Here is a 16,216-nt window from a genome sequence, read left to right as displayed (position 1 = left end):
GGATTTCCCCTCTATCCTCACTGCCGATCCAGGGGAACAAGTCCGCCTGCGAGCCGGACTATCGGCCCACGGTCGCTGTACTGCGTCGCGCGAAGTGTCATCCCATGGGAGGAGAGCCGATCTCCCTTTCTAGGCCACAGGGTGCAGTCACGTGTCAACAGTTTCTTCATCATTGGCGCGGAACCATCGACTCCCCTTATCTCGCGCCGCAGCTCGGTCCGCATGTCTGCACCACACACGCATTTCCGCCGCCAGGAGACAGTTACAGCCGTTGGCCGAATTTCGCCCTAACCACTCGCTCTACGTCTCAGCGCTTGAGGGCCGCCATCCCCTCGGCCGCCTGTTCGTCGGCCCTGGCGCGGGCCACCGCGGCCCGCGCGTCCTCTCCCAGATCGTCGGCCAGGCGGGCCTGGGCCCGCCAGTTGTACGGGCAGACGGGCCGCAGGTTGATGCGCTCGCTCAGCAGGGTGCGGGCCAGCTCGTGGCGGCCCGCGCGCAGGGCGGCCTCCAGCAGGGTCTTGTGCACGGCGTCGCGCTGGGCATGACTGCCGCCGCACTCCCCAACACGGTGCCGTACGGGGATCAGCAGGTCCACGGTCCGGTCGTAGTGGTGCTGCCCGAAAGCGATCAGCGCGCGGCACACGGGCAGCCCGACCTCCGCGGTCATGGCGTGGTTGGACATGCCTGAGCCGCTGCCCGCGACATAGCGCTCCCGCTCGCGCACCAGGGCTTCGGCCTCGGCGGTGCGGCCCGCGCCGGTGTACGCCATCACCGCGTGCACGTCGTTGAAGGCGTAGTACGCGCCGTCGTGACGGGCGGCCCAGGCGTCGGCGAGCGGCTGCCACCGGTCCCCCGCGTCCTGCCCGGCCAGCTGCAGCCGCCACAGCAGGGCCGCGGCGTCCAGGAGCTCCATCGCCGCGCCCGTCGACCCCGCGTGGTGCAGGGCGGCGTCGTAGATCTCCAGTACGCGCGGGATGTCACCTGCCTCCAGGGCGTAGAGGCAGTAGTGCCACCAGTTGTGCACGTTCAGGTAGTTGCCCGTCGCCCAGTCCGCGGCGCGGGCGTCGAGGAAGCGGATGCCGTCGCCGAACCGCCCCTGCATCTCGTAGGTGTGCACCACGGCATGGACGGCCCACACGTCGCGAGGGCGGCGCTCGACGGCCTCCAGGCCCGTCTCGCGGGCCCGCTCGTAGTGGCCCGACTCCTCGAGCCCGAAGGCGTACATGCCGAGGATGGGGCCGTAGTGCGGGTCCGCCGCGTCCCAGGCGGACAGCGCGCCGCCGATGCGGTCCCGCAGCCGCGTCGCGTTGCCGGTGAAGAAGTCGATCTGGTGGCCGACGGCCAGCGCGAGCACGTCGTGCGGGTACTCCACGGAGATCTCGCCGAGCACCCGGCCCGCCTGGTGGATGTCGCCCCGCAGCCAGGAGGTGGCGGCGGCGACGTGCATGCGCTCGCGCGGTGTCATCTCGCCGCGGTGCACGTGTTCCTTGAAGCGCTCGAACGCGTTGCGGGCGTCGGCCGCTTCCTTCTCCTCCGTGCCGAGCAGGCCCAGGTGGGCGGCGAGGACGTGGCCCATGACCGAGCGCGGTGCGGCGGCGAGCACCTGCCGGGACGCGTCGGCCACGTCGGCGCGGAAGAACAGCAGGTGTTCCAGCGCCTGTTCGTAGTGCTCGACGGCCTCCGCGCCGGTGCGGGACATCGGGTGGCCGTGCCGGTCGCCTGCCATGGTCGGCTCCTTCCGCAGGGAGGCGCTGAGCGGCCCGGTGGGCGATCCGCTGAGCGACAGGGAACCAATCCTGCCCGCCCCGCAGGCACTTGACGCCCCACGTTCGGTGCCTGGCCCGTCACGGAGAGGCCCTATCGGCACTCTGGCATCACCGCTTCGGGCGGCCTACCTTGGCAGCGGTTGACGCACCACTCGAACGGTTGTTGCACCACCCGAACGGCTTGTCACGCACTTGTCCCTGTTCTTTCGGCAAGAGGCACGAGGTGAGCCATGCTCCTCCGTAAAAGACGCCCCGCACGTGGACCAGCCGCCCGTCGGCATCGCAGCCCGGCCCGTCGCGTCACCGTCGTCGTCGCCACCCTCGCCGCCCTGGCGGCGGCCGCCATGGGAACGGCGCGGGCGACACCCGACGAAACCGGCCCAGACGGCCGCGACCGCCCCTCCATGGCGAGACCCATCGACCCGCAGAACTGGCGCAATCCCGATGACATGACCTGGAGCGAGTACCGCTCCGTGCCCGGCACGGACTGGGCGAACCCCGACATCAAACCGACCGACCGGACCTTCAAGGGCGCACTGGTGCTCCTCGACTACCCCGACGAGGATTTCACCGTCAGCCGGCCGCCCGGCTCGACCGTCTTCGGCAACCCCCAGACCACCGCTTCCGACGTCCCGCGCGCCCACCTTCCGCAGTTCTACGAGGACTTCCTCAACAAACCCGGCGCGCTCAACCGCGGCCACACCATCAACGAGTACTGGATGGAGGACTCCGGCGGCCGCGTCGGCGTCGACCTCAAGGCCTTCGGCGTGTACCGCATGCCGTTCAAGTCGTTCCAGTACGGCATAGAGCCCGGCATGAACCCGGGCGCCTGCCCCACCGGCAGCACGTGCGGCAAGGACATCCGCACCAACGGCAGGGCGGCCTGGATCGCCGAGGTCGGCGAGGCCGAGGCGGCCAAGTACGACTTCGTCTTCTTCCTCACCGCGGGGCAGGACGAGTCGTCCACCTGGCAGGAGTTCGGCCAGATGAAGTTCGGCGCGGAGGGACAGGTGCCGGGCACGTGGGGCCCGCCGACCCCCATAGCCTCCGGCAGCAACGCGGCCGCCACCCGCTACGTGCCGTGGACCTCCTGGCAGGCCGCGGCCCGTATCTGGCCGAACGCCGTCACCGGCTCCTCCACCCAGGCCGAGAGCTCGGGCATGGGGGTGTACGCCCATGAGCTCAGCCACATCCTGGGCATCGGCGACAACTACAACAACCCCTACGGCAAGCCCCTGAGCCGCGCCTACACCGGCATCTGGAGCATGCTCTCGCGCGGCTCGTTCAACGGCCCCGGCGGACCGCACACCCGCTGGAAGATACCGGCCACCGAAGGCGGCTCGATGGGCTCCCAGCACATCCTGCGCGACAAGCTGAAGCTCGGCATCGTGGACGAGAAGAACGTGCTGCGCCTGGACCGCGACGCGCTCAAGGACTCCGGGGTGGTCGTCGCCAAGGTCACCGCCCGCTCCGCGCCGCCCGGCGCGAAGGGCCTGTCCGGCGTCAACATCGCCATGTCCCGCGACCTGTCCCCCGCCTGCGACCGCGCCACCGACCCGCTGTGCGACGGCGGCGGCTACGAGAACTACACGGTCGAGGTCGTGGACCGGATGGGCATGGACTCCTTCACCCCGGACAACGGCGTCCTGATCACCAAGACCAAGAACCAGGACCGGGCCCCGTTCGCCTGGGTGGTCGACGCGCACCCCGAGGACATCGACATGGTGGACTTCACGCGCCCCGACGGCATCAAGCAGAAGATCACCATGGGCGACTACCGGCAGCTCAGCGACGCGCTCTTCCACGCGGGAGCGGACTCCGGCAGCTCCTACGAGTACGTCGACCGCGCCAACCGTCTGCACTTCTACGTCAGCGACATCAGGCGCGGCCGCTCGGGCGTCCTGTCGTACACCATCGCCGTCAAGTCGCTGGACGGCGCGGGCCCGCAGCGCCGCGGGACCGCGCTGGACCGCGGCGAGGCCACGGGCAGCCCCGTGAAGAACCGTGCAACCTGCACCTTCCCGCTGACCAACACCGGCCGCGCCCCGGCCGATCCACCCGGCGGGCACCCCGAGGACGCCGCCCGCTACCTCGACTCCGACGTCTACCGGCTCTCCGCCAAGGCATCGGGACGCGGCTGGTCCGCCTGGCTGCCCAGCGAGCTGGCCACCGCCAGGGCGGGCGCCACGGTCGACGTGGACGTCGCCGTCTCCGCGACGGCGAACGCCCACTCGAAGGGCCGACTCAACCTGACGGCCCGCTCCGTGAGCGACCCGCACAAGGCGGCCACGGCCACCTGCACCCTCACGAAGAAGGGCGGCCGCTGACGGAGAACCGCGCGAGTTCTTCCGCCGTCAGGCCGCGGCCCGCAAGGGGCGGAAGAACTCGCGCAGTTCACGCGCGACCTGCTCGGGCTCCTCGTGCGCCATGAAGTGACCGCCATTGCGCGGGGTGCTCCAGTGGCGCAGGTCCGTGAGGACCCGCTCGGTCAGGCTCTTCGGGTAGTGCGCGAAGGCCGGTTCGTGGCTGAGGGTGACGGCGCCGGGCACGGTGATGGGCGGCACGGGGGTGTTGTGCCGTACGTAGTCGTAGTACTGCCGGAAGGACGAGCCGATGCTGCCGGTGGCCCAGTAGAGGGTGGCGACGGTCAGCAGGGTGTCCTTGTCCCACCGCGCCTCGAGGTCGCCGTCGCAGTCGCTCCAGTCGCGGTACTTGTCGATGATCCAGGCGAGGAGACCCGCCGGGGAGTCCCGCAGGGCGGCGGCGATCGTGTCGGGCCGGGTGCACATGATCTCGCTGTAGCCCTGGTCCTCGGCGTCGAACGCGGCCAGGTGGTCGAGGTAGGCCTGCTCCTCGGCGGTCGGCGGCCGTGCGTCGAAGTCCGCGGAGACCACCGCGGACGTGAGGTGCACCCCGGCGACGTCTTCGGGGTACAGGGCGCCGAGCCACTGGGTGATGCCTCCCCCGATGTCCCCGCCGAAGGCGCCGAAGCGTTGGTGGCCGAGGGTGCGGGTCATCAGCTCGTGCCAGATCCCCGCGACGGCGCGCCTCGTGAAGGGCCCCTGGGGCAGTTCGGAGTGGAGGAAGCCGGGCAGGGAGGGCACGACGACGTCGAACGCGTCGGCGGGGTCGCCGCCGTGGCTGCCCGGGTCGGCGAGGCGCCGCGCGAGGGGCAGCATCTCGACGTAGCTGCTCGGCCAGCCGTGGCTCAGGACGAGCGGCAGCGGGGCGGGGGCGCCCTCGGGCCGTACCCCGCGCAGGTGCACGAAGTGCACACGGGCGCCCGCGACGTCGGCGACGCGGTGCGGGAAGGCGTTGAGCCCGGCCTCGGCGGCGCGCCAGTCGAAGCCGTCCGCCCAGTAGGAGACGAGCTCGCTCAGATAGCCGGGGTCGGTGCCTGCCGCCCAGTAGGTGGGGTCGGAGGCCGCGGTGTAGAGGGTGCGGCGCAGGCGTGTGCGCAGGTCGTCGAGGACGTCGTCCGGGACGGAGACCTGGAAGGGTGTGGCGTTCACGGTGGAGCGGGTCCTTTGCTCAGGAGGGTGCGACGGTCAGTCGCGGTGGGGGCGCTCCTGGCGGTGGCGTCGAGCCCGTGGCGTCGGACGTGAAGTGTCGGACGTCAGACGAGGCTGTGGACGCGCGCTGCGGTCAGGAGGGCCCGGACGGGGTGCTGCGTGCTGTGCCGCGCGGTCATCGGGCTCACCTCCTTGCGTCGCTCGTGCCGCCCCGCGCCGGGTGCGGCGCGTGCGTCGTCGGCGATCGTACACACGTACTGCCGTGCGTCACCGGGTATTTGAGGTGGTCCTGAAGTCCTAGGACCGACGGACGGTGTCGGCGCCGTCCGGGGTCCGTGGCCGGAGCGCCGCGCCCCGACCACACTGGTGCTCATGGACACGGAACAGATCGACGCCTACTTGCGGCACATCGGCGCCGGGCGCCCCGCCGCCCCCACCACGCGGGCCCTGCACGACCTGCATCTGGCGCATGTGCGCAGCGTGCCCTTCGAGAACCTCTCGATCCACCTCGGCCAGGACATCGAGCTCACCGACAAGGCCCTGGTGAGCAAGGTCGTGGACGCCCGCAGGGGCGGCTTCTGCTACGAGCTCAACGGTGCCTTCGCCGCGCTTCTGAGGGCCCTCGGCTTCGATGTCGCGCTGCTGCAGGCCCGGGTGTACGACGACGCCGCGGAGCTCGGCATCCCGTTCGACCACCTCGCGCTCCGGGTGCGCACGGAGGACGGCGGCGACTGGCTGGCGGACGTCGGCTTCGGCGCCCACAGCGAGCTGCCGCTCGCCTACGCCGACCGTGGCGAGCAGACCGACCCCGGGGGCACGTTCCGCATCACGGAGACTCCGGACGGCGACCTCGACGTCGTCAAGGACGGCAAGCCGCAGTACCTGGTCGACCCGCGCCCGCGCGCGCTGGCCGACTTCACGTCAGGCGCCTGGTACCACCGCACGTCGCCCGACTCGCACTTCACGCGCTCCCTCGTCTGCTCCCGCCTCACCGAAAGCGGCCGCATCACCCTGAGCGGACGCACCCTGACGACCACCGTGGACGGCGAGCGGCAGACCACCGAGCTGACCTCGGAGGCGGAGGTCCTCGCCGCCTACGACCAGCACTTCGGCATCGTGCTGGAGGGGGAGCCGCACGTACGGGAGACCGGGTGACCTGAGGCGGCACGACCCGTTCGCCGCATGGCGATGAGTTCCGGGCGGTGCGACGGTCCACATAGACAGAAGGGCGGACAGGACCGCCGCGTAGCCGACAGGAGAACACCATGCCCACGATCACGCCCAGCCTCTGGTTCGACCTGCAGGGCGAGGAGGCAGCGAAGTTCTACGTCTCGGTCTTCCCGAACTCGGAGATCACGAGCGTCTCGTACTACGGCGAAGGCGCCCCGCGCCCGGCGGGCACCGTCCTGACCGTGGAGTTCGTGCTCGACGGCCGGTCCTTCACGGCGCTCAACGGCGGGCCGGACTTCACCTTCAACGAGGCCGTCTCCTTCCAGATCCACTGTGCCGACCAGGCCGAGGTCGACCACTACTGGACGAAGCTCTCCGAGGGCGGCGAGGAAGGGCCCTGCGGGTGGCTGAAGGACAAGTACGGCCTGTCCTGGCAGGTCGTGCCCACCGTCCTGAGCGAGCTCCTCACCGACCCGGACGCCGAGCGGGCGCAGCGGGCCATGCAGGCGATGCTCGGCATGAAGAAGCTGGACGTGGCCGCGCTGCGGGCGGCGGCGGACGGCACGGCGTAGCCACGCCCTCCTGACACGCCTCCTGGCTATGCCTTCCTGGCCACCACCAGCCGCCAGCGGGGGCTGCCGTCGGGGCGGCGGCCGAACTCCTCCAGGGGCAGCAGCCGCACGTCGAAGCCCGCGTCGGCGAGGTCCTCGCGGACCCCGCCGAGCGGGAAGGTCCGGTAGTACATGACGAACGGCGGGCGCCATAGGAGGTTCCGTGCGCGCATGGCGCCGTCGAAGCCGAGGAGCGCCCAGTACCAGGGCGACGCGAAGGACTGCGGGGCACCGATCGGGAACGCGAAGAGGCCGCCGGGCCGCAGCGCCCGGTGGACACCGGCGAAGAGGGCGGGCCGCTCGGCGGGCAGGAAGTGTCCGAACGCTCCGAAGCTGACGGCCAGGTCGAAGCCCGCAGAACCCCCAGACCCCCCAGACCCCCCGGAGAACGGCAGTGCGCGGGCGTCGGCCCGCACCCATTCGACCGCGGGCCCGTCCGGACCGCCGCCCCGCGGCACCGCTTCCGCCGCGGCCGCCAGCATGCCCGCGCTGAAGTCCACCCCGGTGACGCGCTCCCGGCACAGCGAACGCAGTGTGTCGACGCCCGCGCCGGTTCCGCAGCACACGTCGAGCCCCGCGTCGAAGGGTCCGAGGGGGCGCAGAGCGTCGGCCGTGGCCGTCAGGAATCGGCCAGGCGTGCGGAAAGGCGTGCGGTCGAACTTCGGGGCGAGCAGGTCGTACCCGTGCTCGGTGGACGAGAACGCCTGAACTGCGAGCTCGCGCAGCGTGGGACCCTGGGAGGAGAACATCGGCTCCAGGGTAGTCAGCGGGGCGGTGGAAGGGGCCACGGCGAGGTGCTGCCGTGGCCGGATACCGCCATGAGGTCTATCGGCAGGTGGTGAGGGTCGGGTAGAGGTTCACGTCTGCCCCAGACCCGCTCCTCGCTCCCGGAGGTCCCCCATGACCACTGACCGGCACAGGACAAATGCCTCATCGGGCAAGACCCGGTTCGACGACATCTACGACCAACCGGACCCTCGCGCCTACTTCCGGACACTCGCCCCCCACGAGTACGAGATCCCGCAGCACGCCCAGGCGGTCTTCCGCCGCACCCGCGACCTGCGCGCCCACTTGCTCGGCCACGAGGGCCCCGTGACGGTCCTCGACCTGTGCTGCTCGTACGGCATCAACGCGGCGCTGCTCAACCACGACCTGACGCTCGCCGACCTGTACGCGCACTACACCAGTGACGAGGCAGCCGCGCTCACGCCGCACGAACTCATCGAGCGCGACAAGGAGTTCTACGCCTCGCGGCGGCGCGCCGACGCCACCCCGGTCATCGGCCTGGACATGGCGGCGAACGCCACCCGCTACGCCCTGGACGCGGGCCTGCTCGACGAAGCGTATGCCGAGAACCTGGAGCGGCATCCGCCCAGCCCTGAGCTCCGTCGCGCGATGGGCCGCACCGGACTGATCACGGTCACCGGAGGCATCGGCTACATCTCGCACCTCACCTTCGACGCGCTGCTCGACTGTGCACGGTTGCCGGTCTGGGTCAGCGCGTTCGTCTTGCGGTCGGTGCCTTACGGGCCCATCACCGACACGCTCACGGCGCACGGTCTCGACACCGTGACGGACTCTTCGCGGACGTACACGCAGCGGCGCTTCACCAGCCCCGAGGAGCAGCGTGACGCCATCCAGCAGGTGATCCTGGCGGGTGAGGATCCCGCGGGGTACGAGTCGGAGGGGCGGTACCACACGCGGCTGCACGAGTCGCGGCCGCGTACGGAGTGATCCCGGCCGCGCGAGGCGGCCGTCAGAGCGCCAGGGAGTAGCCGGTCCCCGGGCGTCCGTCGAGTTGGATGGCCCCGACGGGCACGAAACCGGCCCGCGCGAGCACGGCCTGTGAGGCCGGGTTGTCGAGCGTCGTCCCGGCACGCAGTGCGGTCAGGCCGTACGCGGTGACGGCGAGGTCGCGGATCTCCCGGACGGCCCGGGTGGCCAGCCCCCGGCCCGCGGCCTGCTCCGCGATCCGGTAGCCGAGCTCGGCGCTGCCGTCCGCGACGTCGACCAGGTTGGCCCGCCCGAGGATCCCGCCGCCGTCGTCCACCAGGACGTGGAAGAAGCAGGCACCCGTGGCCTGCTCGGCCAGGAGGGCGCGGTGGCGGGTGTCGAAGTCGCGGAAGTAGGCGTCTCCGCGGTCGGGCACGGAGGCCGCGAAGTAGGCGCGGTTGGTCTCCTCGAAGGCGCGCAGCGCGGGCGCGTGGTCGGCGCGCAGCAGCTGGAGCTCGGGAGGCGGCGGGAAGGCGGGCATGGAGGAACCTTAAGGAGCGTGCCCGCCGACTCGCGCACCGGGCTGCGGCTGCGCACGGTCGATGGTCGTGGTGAAGCCGTCGAGCAGGGAGCCGAGGCCGAACTCGAAGAGCTCGTCGAGGTGCAGGTCGTAGCCGCCCGGCGCGGACAATTTCCTCGGCCTGGACAACTGGTCGCGCGGCAGGGTGGTGCTGCTCGGAGACGCGGGCCACTGTGCCTCCCCGCTCTCCGGGCAGGGGACGAGTCTCGCCCTGGTGGGTGCGTACGTGCTCGCCGATTCACTCGGCCGCGCCGACGGTGGCCACCGGGCCGCCTTCGCCCACTACGAGCGGCGCCTGCGCCCCTTCGTCGCGGTCAACCAGGCGCTCGCCACGGAGAATCCGGGCGGCCCCGCGACCGAGGAGTCCGTCGACCACGCCAAGAACGCCATCGTGCTCGACGCGTGAGGCGGCGGCATCCGGCGCGGGCCGGGGCCACGGGGTCCCGTCGGCGGACGGGGTCAGGTCAGCGCCCGTCCGGCGGTTGCACCTGCTCGTACAGCGCCACCAGCACGCCGTGCACCGGCTGGTCCTCCGCGTCCTCCTCGGCCTCGTCGACCAACCGGGCGAGCGTCTCGCCGAGTTCGCGCGCCTTGTCGGGGCTGAGGCGCACGTGGCGCAGGGACAGAGTCGTCCGCTCGGACCTCCCCAGCTCCTGGGCCACGGCCCCGAGCATCGCGGCCGTCCCTTCGGCCTGCGGCTCGGCGACGGCCATGCGCTCGGCCACCCGCTGGTAGTACTGCTCGGTGCCGCCCCTGACCTTGCGGGTCTCGGCGACATGGACCAGTCCGGCGGTGCGCAGCACCTTCAGGTGGTGGGCCACATTGCCCTTACCGGTGCTCAACCGCGCCGCCAGCTGGCTGATGGTGGCGGGCCGGTGGCCCAGCGAGAAGAGCAGGCGCTGGCGCAAGGGGTGCGCCAGCGCGGCGTGCTGCTCGGGTGACTCGATCGCGACGACCGGGTGCGGTGGGGACTGCTGATGCTGCTCGGGCATGCATCAAGTGTCCAATCTTCTTGACGCTTTGGGAAGGGTGCTGCTCTACTCACCTGCCATGACCACAACCGAACAGCAGCTCAGCGTCGCCCCCGTCGTCGAGGCGACCGCCCAACTCCTCCTGGACCACTACGTGTTCCCCGAGATCGCGGAACCGCTCGCCGCCCTGCTGCGGCGCCGCACCGCGGACGGCGCGTACGACGTCGAGGACCCCGCCGACCTGGCACGCCTGGTCACCGCGGACCTCCAGTCCCTCAACGGCGACCTGCACCTGCGCCTCAAGCACCACACCGACCCGGTGCCTCCGGAGCAGGGCGCGGCCGCCATGGCGGCCATGCGTGCGCAGTTCGACTCCTCGCTGGGCGGCGCGCCCCGCGTGGAGCTGCTCGGCGGCCGCGTCGCGCTGCTCGAACTGGCCCCGGCCCTGTTCCCCCTGTCGTGGTCCGCCGAACCGCTGGGCGCCGCGCTCTCCCTGGTCGCTCCCGCCGATGCCCTCATCCTCGATCTGCGCGGCAACACCGGCGGGGATCCCGACACGGTCGCCTTCGTCTGCGGCCACCTGCTGGCCGAGCGCACCCACCTCAACTCCATGTACTGGCGGGACGGCGAGCGCCTCGAACAGTCCTGGAGCCCCGCGCACGTGCCGGGCGCACGCTTCGGCGGCACCAAGCCGCTCTACGTACTGACGAGCGGCCGCACCTTCTCGGCGGCCGAGGAACTCGCCTACGACCTGCAGCAACTGGGCCGTGCCGTCGTGGTCGGGGAGACGACGGGCGGCGGGGCGCACCCGCGTGACGGCTGGACGGTGCATCCGCATCTGGAGGCGACCATCCCGGTGGGCCGCTCCATCAACCCCGTCTCCGGCACCAACTGGGAAGGCACGGGCGTACGCCCCGACGTACCCTGCGCCGCCGACGACGCACTCGACCGGGCCCGCGCACTGGCCCTGGCGAGGCTCGACGGAGAGCCCGGCGAGCCTCGCCCCGAGGCGGTCAACCCGGTGCAGTGAACCTCGGGCTGACCGCCGTGCGCGCTACGAAGCGTCGCGCACCGTGCCCGTGATCCCCGGGCCCGGCTGCGGCTCCCACTTCGCGTCGTAGACGTAGAGCTGGCCCTTGACGGACTCGTCCTGCTCGCTCACCCGGTCCTTGATGGTGGGGATGCGCACTTCGGCGCTCTTCTCACCCGCGGGCACGTTCACGAACAGGCCCCGTTCCCCCGACATCGTCGACAGCGGCCTTTCCGGACGGGGCGAAGCGCCGAACTCGCTCTCCAGCCAGCCCGGCTCCACGTCCAGGGTGGACAGTTCCCTGCCGCCGTCGACCGGCTGGAAGGAGAGGGTGCCCATCATGTCCACATCGACCGCCTCCGACAGCGTCATCCGCCAGGTCAAGGGCTTGCCCTCGGTGACGCGGTCCGCGACGGGTTCGAGGGTGACCTTCGGCGCCGGGTCGTCGTTCTCCGCCATCACCCCGCCCCGGTAGGAGCCGACCACAGCACCCCGTACCGCCTTGACCAGCGCGTCGTGTCCCGTGTCCTGGTTGTAACGGGTGTCGCCGCGCACCTCGACGGGCACGTCGACGTGGTCACCCGGGCGTACCGTCACCATCCGGTTCGCGACCTCGCCCGTGTCGCCGTCGGGCACGAAGAGCCTGACCTTGCCGCTGCCCTTGCCGGAGACCGTGATCGGAACCCGGTAGGTGCGCACTCCGGAGTCGCCCTCCTTCACGTTCAGCCTGCCGACGTCGACGCGCGGCAGTTCGGGAGCCCGCACGGCCGGTGTGCCCGGGCGCCAGCCCCAGGCGTCCATCAGCCACGCCTTGCCCGAGCGGGTGCGCGGCGTGAGTTCCACGGTCTTCACGTGCTTGAGGTCCAGCTTCTCCCGGGCCGAGGCCGACAGGGGTACGCGCACCTCGCGGCCCCAGTAGGAGGCGGTGAGGTCGCTGCCCGGCAGTCCGTCGACGCGGACCCGGCCGAGCCCTGCCCGGTGACCCGAGGCGTCGACGAGCGAGACGTCGAACCGCGTCCCTGTGGTGTTGGGCGGCACGATCACCCGCAGCGCCACGTCCTTGGCGCCCGCCAGGGAGAACGGACGCGCGGGGCTCACCCGCACCGGGTCCCCGGCCCGCGACCAGCGCATCGCCACCGCGTCTCGCCCCGGCTCCGGCGCGAACTCCCAGAACGCGAAGTGCGGTGAACTCCCGGACGTGGTGGACGGCAGACAGGCCTTCGTCTCGTCGGTGGCGATCTGAGCGCACAGCCGTCCGCCCTTGACCTTGGTCGAGGCGCCGGGCAGCAGGGCCTGCGTGCGGTGCGCGCCGACGGCGTGGGTCAGCACCCGCGCGGGGTCCGCCGAGGGGGCGCGTCGGCCGGAGCCGTCGAGAAGGGGGCGCACCCGGTCGTCGTCCGCGACGAACAGCCGGGCCGCCGCGGCTATGTAGGTGGCACCGGCGGCCTGCTGCTGCGGTGCGGTCAGCCGGGTCCTGGTGCCCTTCGAGCAGACCGGGTCTGAGGTCTCAGCGGTCGGGAAGTCGTCCTCGGCGGGGGCCGTCGACTGGCCCGGAGTCCACTCGCTGTTGAAGAAGTTGTGGTTGGCGCCGACCATGTACACCGCGCTGTGCAGGGCGGTGCCGCGGCTGACGCCGCGCGTTCCGTCGACGTACAGCTCGCCCTGCAGGTCGGACACGTCTCCGTCGCAGCCCGGCAGGATCGTCACGGAGGGCACGTCGGGGGCCGGGTTCTGACCGAAGAGGGTGGGGCCGATGAGGACGTTGCCGCGGATCTTCCAGCGGACCGGTCCGGTGGGGACGTCCTGGTCGGCGGGCGGACGGTAGAGGCTGTCCAGCGCGGCGCGGTCGACGCCCTCGCCGCCGCGGGAGTGCCCGACGAGGAGGACGCGGGACAGGTCCGCGGGCGCGACGGCGCGCACCCCGGCCGGTGCGGCCGACCGCTTCTCGGCCCAGTCCGCCCAGCGGGCGAGGTGCAGCCGCACCAGGGTCGAACGGGCCTGCGCGCCGCCGTCCTCCGCCCGTTGGTCCTGGCCGTTGATGCCGTTGGCGGCGATGGAGACCGTGACGTATCCCTGGGAAGCGAGGAGCTTCTGGGTCCGCTGGTAACCCTTGTGGCTCGGCACCGGCTTCAGGCCTGCCTTGCAGGGCCACGCCATCTGCCGTTCGGCGCCGTAACAGGTGTAGTGGCGGCCGTGCAGGAACAGGGCCAGCGGCCGCTTGCCGGGCGCGTCGACGGGGCCGACCACGTTGGCCTTCATCTCCACCGGCTCGGGGAACCCGGGCAGCCGCACCGACTTGAGCGTGTACGAGCCGGTGGCGGTGCGGTAGCGGCCCGGCTTTCCGGGGTCGACGCCGTTCGCGGGCAGAGGCGCCGCGGGGCGGGCCGCCTGGCCGGACCGCGGGCCCCGCGACTTCGCGCCGGACCCCGCCTCGTCCAGACGGCGTCCGGCAGCCAGCACCTTCAACTGCCGCGCGGGGCCGATGCTCGCGCCGTGCAGCGGCAGCCGGAACGAGCGCCCGTCCCGCGCCGCCACCGGTCGGCCGAGAAGCCTGTTCCCGGAGTAGAACTCGACCCGCGCGTCGCCCATGGCCACCGGGTCCGGCGAGGCCCACACGAGCTGCTTCCCCTCGCCCTTGCCGGCCAGCCGCCAGCCGTCAGGCAGCCCCTTGCCGTCGCTTCCGGCCGACGCGGCCGACGCGGGCAGCGGGGGCGGCCCGGTCGGCGGGGGCTCGGCGGACGGCCCCGCATGGGCCGCGCCCGGCGACACCGCCGCGAGCGCGAGCACCGCTAAGGCCGCGGTCGCCCCTCTCAGCACACCTCTCAACGTGATTCTCCTCGTCATCCCGAACATCGGGCCACGCCTCGAACTCACGTGTCCCGCTTACTTCTTCGATGACGGCAACGGATGGCCGAGAGTTGCCTCCCGATGCATGCGGGTGGCGAGAGACGGACGGGGTGCCGGAGACGGGGCGCGACTCACGGGAACCCACCGCCCGTCGCCGCACCCCTGCCTGCCAGGATGCGGTCATGCACATCTATGAAGAGCGGCTGAGCGTCCCCCGCTCCTGGTGGGGGCTGGTCGCGCTGGGCGGAGTCGGGCTGGCCGTCGCGGCGATCCCCTTCGGCGCGCTCGCCGCGGTGATCGCGGCCGCGCTCGGCATCCTGGTCTCCGCCACGCTCGTGCACCGGCACGGCAGGGTGCGCATCCTGGTGACGCCCGGCTCCCTCGTCGTCGGCAAGCGGGTCATCCCCATCGAGGCGCTCGGCGCGACGGAGATCCTCGACGAGCGGGAGGCCTTCGAGTGGCGCACGGTCAGGGCGAATCCGTATGCGCTGCTGCTCCTGCGCTCCTACGTCCCCACCGCGCTGCGCATCGAGTTGCGGAACTCCTGGGGAGGCGCGCCGTACGTCTATGTGTCGACGCGACAGCCGATGAACCTCGCGGCCGTGCTGGCGTTCTCCCGGGGCTGACCGCACGCTGGTGCCGTGAAGGATCAAGAAACGGAATCCCCCGCGGCCGAAACCCCCTCCTCGCTCCCCTGGTACGTGCGGCCCGCCGCACGCGCGTGGACCTGCGCCCCTCCCCCGCCGGACGCCCGCGCGTTCCACACGTCACTGACCGGGTACGCGCCCACCACCCTGCATGAACTACCATCCCTCGCACGCGAGTTGGCGGTGGCCCGGGTCTTCGTCAAGGACGAGTCCTCGCGGTTCGGACTGCCCGCCTTCAAGGCGCTCGGCGCGTCCTGGGCGATCGACCGGATCCTGGCGCGGCACGCGAACGGCAGACAGGGAGCGGCCGCCCCGCAGATTCTGCGGTTCGTCACCGCCACCGACGGCAATCACGGCCGGGCCGTGGCCCGCATGGCCCGGCAGCTGGGCCGCCGCGCCCATGTCTTCGTGCCCGCGGGAGTACACCCTGCCGCGGTGGCCGCCATCGAGGGCGAGGGCGCCGAGGTCACTGCGGTGGCCGGATCGTACGACGCGGCGGTGAGCGAGGCGCGGGCCGCGGCCGCGGCGCCGGACGCGGTCCTCGTCCAGGACATGGCGTGGGAAGGGTACGAGGAGATTCCGGCCCTGGTCGTCGAGGGGTACGCGACCCTGTTCGCCGAGGTGGACGCCCAACTGGCGGCCGCGGGGGCACAGTCGCCCGCTCTGGTCGCCGTTCCCGTGGGGGTGGGGTCACTCGCCCAGGCGGCGGTCACGCATTACCGCAGCGGGCGGAGTGCGGAGGCCTCATCCGACGCCGCCCCGCCCGCCATGCTCTCGGTGGAACCCGTCGGGGCTGCCTGCGTGTTGGCGAGCCTCCGTGCGGGACGGCTCACGCACGTACCGACCGGCGTCACGGTCATGGCGGGGCTGAACTGCGGCACGCCCTCCGCCCTGGCCTGGCCGGTGCTCCGCGACGGCCTCGACGCGGCTGTCGCCGTCACCGACGCCGACAGCACGTCGGCCGCACGGGACCTGGCGGATCTGGGCGTCTCGTCCGGCCCGTGCGGCGCCGCCTCCCTCGCCGGAGTGCGCGCCACCCTCACCGGCACCGACAGTTCCGAACGCCGTGCCGCCCTGAGGGTGGGAACCGACGCAATCGTCGTACTGATCAGCACCGAGGGAGCAGACGCCAATCCGGGGTGATAGACCCCGAAACACCAATGATTCGCATGATCAAGAGGCTATTTAGCGATGATTTCCGGACGATGCAAGTGGTCGAAGCGCAAACCAATTTTTCATTTCCGCAGGTCAGACGGTGGTTCTTAGTTATACCAATGCCATTCGTCCACATGCTGGACAGGTAGCACGGAACCGCTCCCACCGCCCCTGAGCTGCCCGAACGAGCGTACGATCACCGCTCACCGGAACG

The 16,216-nt window shown here is 71.7% G+C and carries 15 protein-coding genes and 1 pseudogene; 8 read left to right on the top strand and 8 right to left on the bottom strand.

Translation table 11 applies throughout. The annotated features are described in order from the left end of the window. Positions 1–307: 307 nt before the first annotated feature. Complete coding sequence (locus AC068B_RS27675) at positions 308–1,726, bottom strand: tetratricopeptide repeat protein (protein ID WP_478674336.1); 1,419 nt, start codon at positions 1,724–1,726, stop codon at positions 308–310. Between the two features lie 270 nt (positions 1,727–1,996). Here AC068B_RS27675 and AC068B_RS27670 point away from each other — a divergent pair, with 270 nt between their 5' ends. Continuing rightward, on the top strand, positions 1,997–4,093 hold the full coding sequence (locus tag AC068B_RS27670; protein WP_478674335.1) for a M6 family metalloprotease domain-containing protein: 2,097 nt from the start codon (positions 1,997–1,999) through the stop codon (positions 4,091–4,093). A 27-nt stretch (positions 4,094–4,120) separates the two neighbouring features. Here the strand turns inward: AC068B_RS27670 and AC068B_RS27665 are convergent, their stop codons facing one another. Together AC068B_RS27665 and AC068B_RS27660 are read right to left on the bottom strand one after the other, a co-directional pair. After that, positions 4,121–5,278, bottom strand: a complete 1,158-nt coding sequence (locus AC068B_RS27665) for an epoxide hydrolase family protein (RefSeq protein ID WP_478674334.1) — start codon at positions 5,276–5,278, stop codon at positions 4,121–4,123. Between the two features lie 104 nt (positions 5,279–5,382). Beyond that, positions 5,383–5,532: a hypothetical protein gene (locus AC068B_RS27660; protein WP_478674333.1), complete on the bottom strand. Its 150-nt coding sequence runs from the start codon at positions 5,530–5,532 to the stop codon at positions 5,383–5,385. 118 nt (positions 5,533–5,650) lie between these two features. On the opposite strand from AC068B_RS27660, the gene AC068B_RS27655 reads away from it, so the two are divergent. After that, positions 5,651–6,433 (top strand): arylamine N-acetyltransferase family protein, encoded by a 783-nt coding sequence (locus AC068B_RS27655; RefSeq protein ID WP_478674332.1) that lies wholly within the window; start codon positions 5,651–5,653, stop codon positions 6,431–6,433. A gap of 110 nt (positions 6,434–6,543) precedes the next feature. After that, on the top strand, positions 6,544–7,020 hold the full coding sequence (locus AC068B_RS27650) for a VOC family protein (RefSeq protein WP_478674331.1): 477 nt from the start codon (positions 6,544–6,546) through the stop codon (positions 7,018–7,020). Between the two features lie 26 nt (positions 7,021–7,046). Here AC068B_RS27650 and AC068B_RS27645 read toward each other — a convergent pair whose 3' ends face one another. Beyond that, positions 7,047–7,808, bottom strand: coding sequence for a class I SAM-dependent methyltransferase (locus AC068B_RS27645; RefSeq protein WP_478674330.1), 762 nt, complete (start codon positions 7,806–7,808; stop codon positions 7,047–7,049). 151 nt (positions 7,809–7,959) lie between these two features. Between AC068B_RS27645 and AC068B_RS27640 the strand changes: the two genes are divergently transcribed. After that, the gene (locus AC068B_RS27640; RefSeq protein WP_478674329.1) at positions 7,960–8,793 is read left to right on the top strand and encodes a hypothetical protein; all 834 of its coding nucleotides are present in this window, start codon (positions 7,960–7,962) and stop codon (positions 8,791–8,793) included. 22 nt (positions 8,794–8,815) lie between these two features. Here AC068B_RS27640 and AC068B_RS27635 read toward each other — a convergent pair whose 3' ends face one another. Both AC068B_RS27635 and AC068B_RS27630 read right to left on the bottom strand, forming a co-directional pair. Continuing rightward, a complete protein-coding gene (locus tag AC068B_RS27635) occupies positions 8,816–9,313 on the bottom strand; it encodes a GNAT family N-acetyltransferase (RefSeq protein WP_478674328.1) in 498 nt (165 codons plus the stop codon). 9 nt (positions 9,314–9,322) lie between these two features. Then, on the bottom strand, positions 9,323–9,463 hold the full coding sequence (locus tag AC068B_RS27630) for a hypothetical protein (RefSeq protein ID WP_478674327.1): 141 nt from the start codon (positions 9,461–9,463) through the stop codon (positions 9,323–9,325). Between the two features lie 10 nt (positions 9,464–9,473). Between AC068B_RS27630 and AC068B_RS27625 the strand changes: the two are divergent. Continuing rightward, a pseudogene (locus tag AC068B_RS27625) lies at positions 9,474–9,758 on the top strand (FAD-dependent monooxygenase); the annotation flags it as partial. Positions 9,759–9,816: 58 nt separating this feature from the next. Here the strand turns inward: AC068B_RS27625 and AC068B_RS27620 are convergent. After that, entirely contained in the window at positions 9,817–10,344 is a 528-nt protein-coding gene (locus tag AC068B_RS27620) for an ArsR/SmtB family transcription factor (protein WP_478674326.1), read from the bottom strand. A 58-nt stretch (positions 10,345–10,402) separates the two neighbouring features. Here AC068B_RS27620 and AC068B_RS27615 point away from each other — a divergent pair, with 58 nt between their 5' ends. Continuing rightward, positions 10,403–11,353: a S41 family peptidase gene (locus AC068B_RS27615; protein WP_478674325.1), complete on the top strand. Its 951-nt coding sequence runs from the start codon at positions 10,403–10,405 to the stop codon at positions 11,351–11,353. Between the two features lie 24 nt (positions 11,354–11,377). On the opposite strand, the gene AC068B_RS27610 is transcribed toward AC068B_RS27615, so the two are convergent. After that, complete coding sequence (locus AC068B_RS27610) at positions 11,378–14,197, bottom strand: alpha/beta hydrolase (RefSeq protein ID WP_478674324.1); 2,820 nt, start codon at positions 14,195–14,197, stop codon at positions 11,378–11,380. Positions 14,198–14,382: 185 nt separating this feature from the next. On the opposite strand from AC068B_RS27610, the gene AC068B_RS27605 reads away from it, so the two are divergent. Both AC068B_RS27605 and AC068B_RS27600 read left to right on the top strand, forming a co-directional pair. After that, on the top strand, positions 14,383–14,826 hold the full coding sequence (locus tag AC068B_RS27605; RefSeq protein WP_478674323.1) for a DUF3093 domain-containing protein: 444 nt from the start codon (positions 14,383–14,385) through the stop codon (positions 14,824–14,826). Between the two features lie 15 nt (positions 14,827–14,841). Next, positions 14,842–15,990, top strand: a complete 1,149-nt coding sequence (locus AC068B_RS27600; RefSeq protein ID WP_478674322.1) for a diaminopropionate ammonia-lyase — start codon at positions 14,842–14,844, stop codon at positions 15,988–15,990. Positions 15,991–16,216: the final 226 nt, after the last annotated feature.

The sequence above is a fragment of the Streptomyces sp. NPDC042371 genome (assembly GCF_056437465.1).
The sequence above is the reverse complement of the archived record's forward strand: the minus strand, read 5'-3'. Positions and strand labels throughout refer to the sequence as shown.

What these genes read in the sequence shown, in the direction of transcription:
- AC068B_RS27675 (WP_478674336.1), bottom strand. Translation starts at nt 1,726, where the DNA reads ATGGCAGGCGACCGGCACGGCCACCCGATGTCCCGCACCGGCGCGGAG.
- AC068B_RS27670 (WP_478674335.1), top strand. Translation starts at nt 1,997, where the DNA reads ATGCTCCTCCGTAAAAGACGCCCCGCACGTGGACCAGCCGCCCGTCGG.
- AC068B_RS27655 (WP_478674332.1), top strand. Translation starts at nt 5,651, where the DNA reads ATGGACACGGAACAGATCGACGCCTACTTGCGGCACATCGGCGCCGGG.
- AC068B_RS27650 (WP_478674331.1), top strand. Translation starts at nt 6,544, where the DNA reads ATGCCCACGATCACGCCCAGCCTCTGGTTCGACCTGCAGGGCGAGGAG.
- AC068B_RS27645 (WP_478674330.1), bottom strand. Translation starts at nt 7,808, where the DNA reads ATGTTCTCCTCCCAGGGTCCCACGCTGCGCGAGCTCGCAGTTCAGGCG.
- AC068B_RS27640 (WP_478674329.1), top strand. Translation starts at nt 7,960, where the DNA reads ATGACCACTGACCGGCACAGGACAAATGCCTCATCGGGCAAGACCCGG.
- AC068B_RS27635 (WP_478674328.1), bottom strand. Translation starts at nt 9,313, where the DNA reads ATGCCCGCCTTCCCGCCGCCTCCCGAGCTCCAGCTGCTGCGCGCCGAC.
- AC068B_RS27620 (WP_478674326.1), bottom strand. Translation starts at nt 10,344, where the DNA reads ATGCCCGAGCAGCATCAGCAGTCCCCACCGCACCCGGTCGTCGCGATC.
- AC068B_RS27615 (WP_478674325.1), top strand. Translation starts at nt 10,403, where the DNA reads ATGACCACAACCGAACAGCAGCTCAGCGTCGCCCCCGTCGTCGAGGCG.
- AC068B_RS27610 (WP_478674324.1), bottom strand. Translation starts at nt 14,197, where the DNA reads ATGACGAGGAGAATCACGTTGAGAGGTGTGCTGAGAGGGGCGACCGCG.
- AC068B_RS27605 (WP_478674323.1), top strand. Translation starts at nt 14,383, where the DNA reads ATGCACATCTATGAAGAGCGGCTGAGCGTCCCCCGCTCCTGGTGGGGG.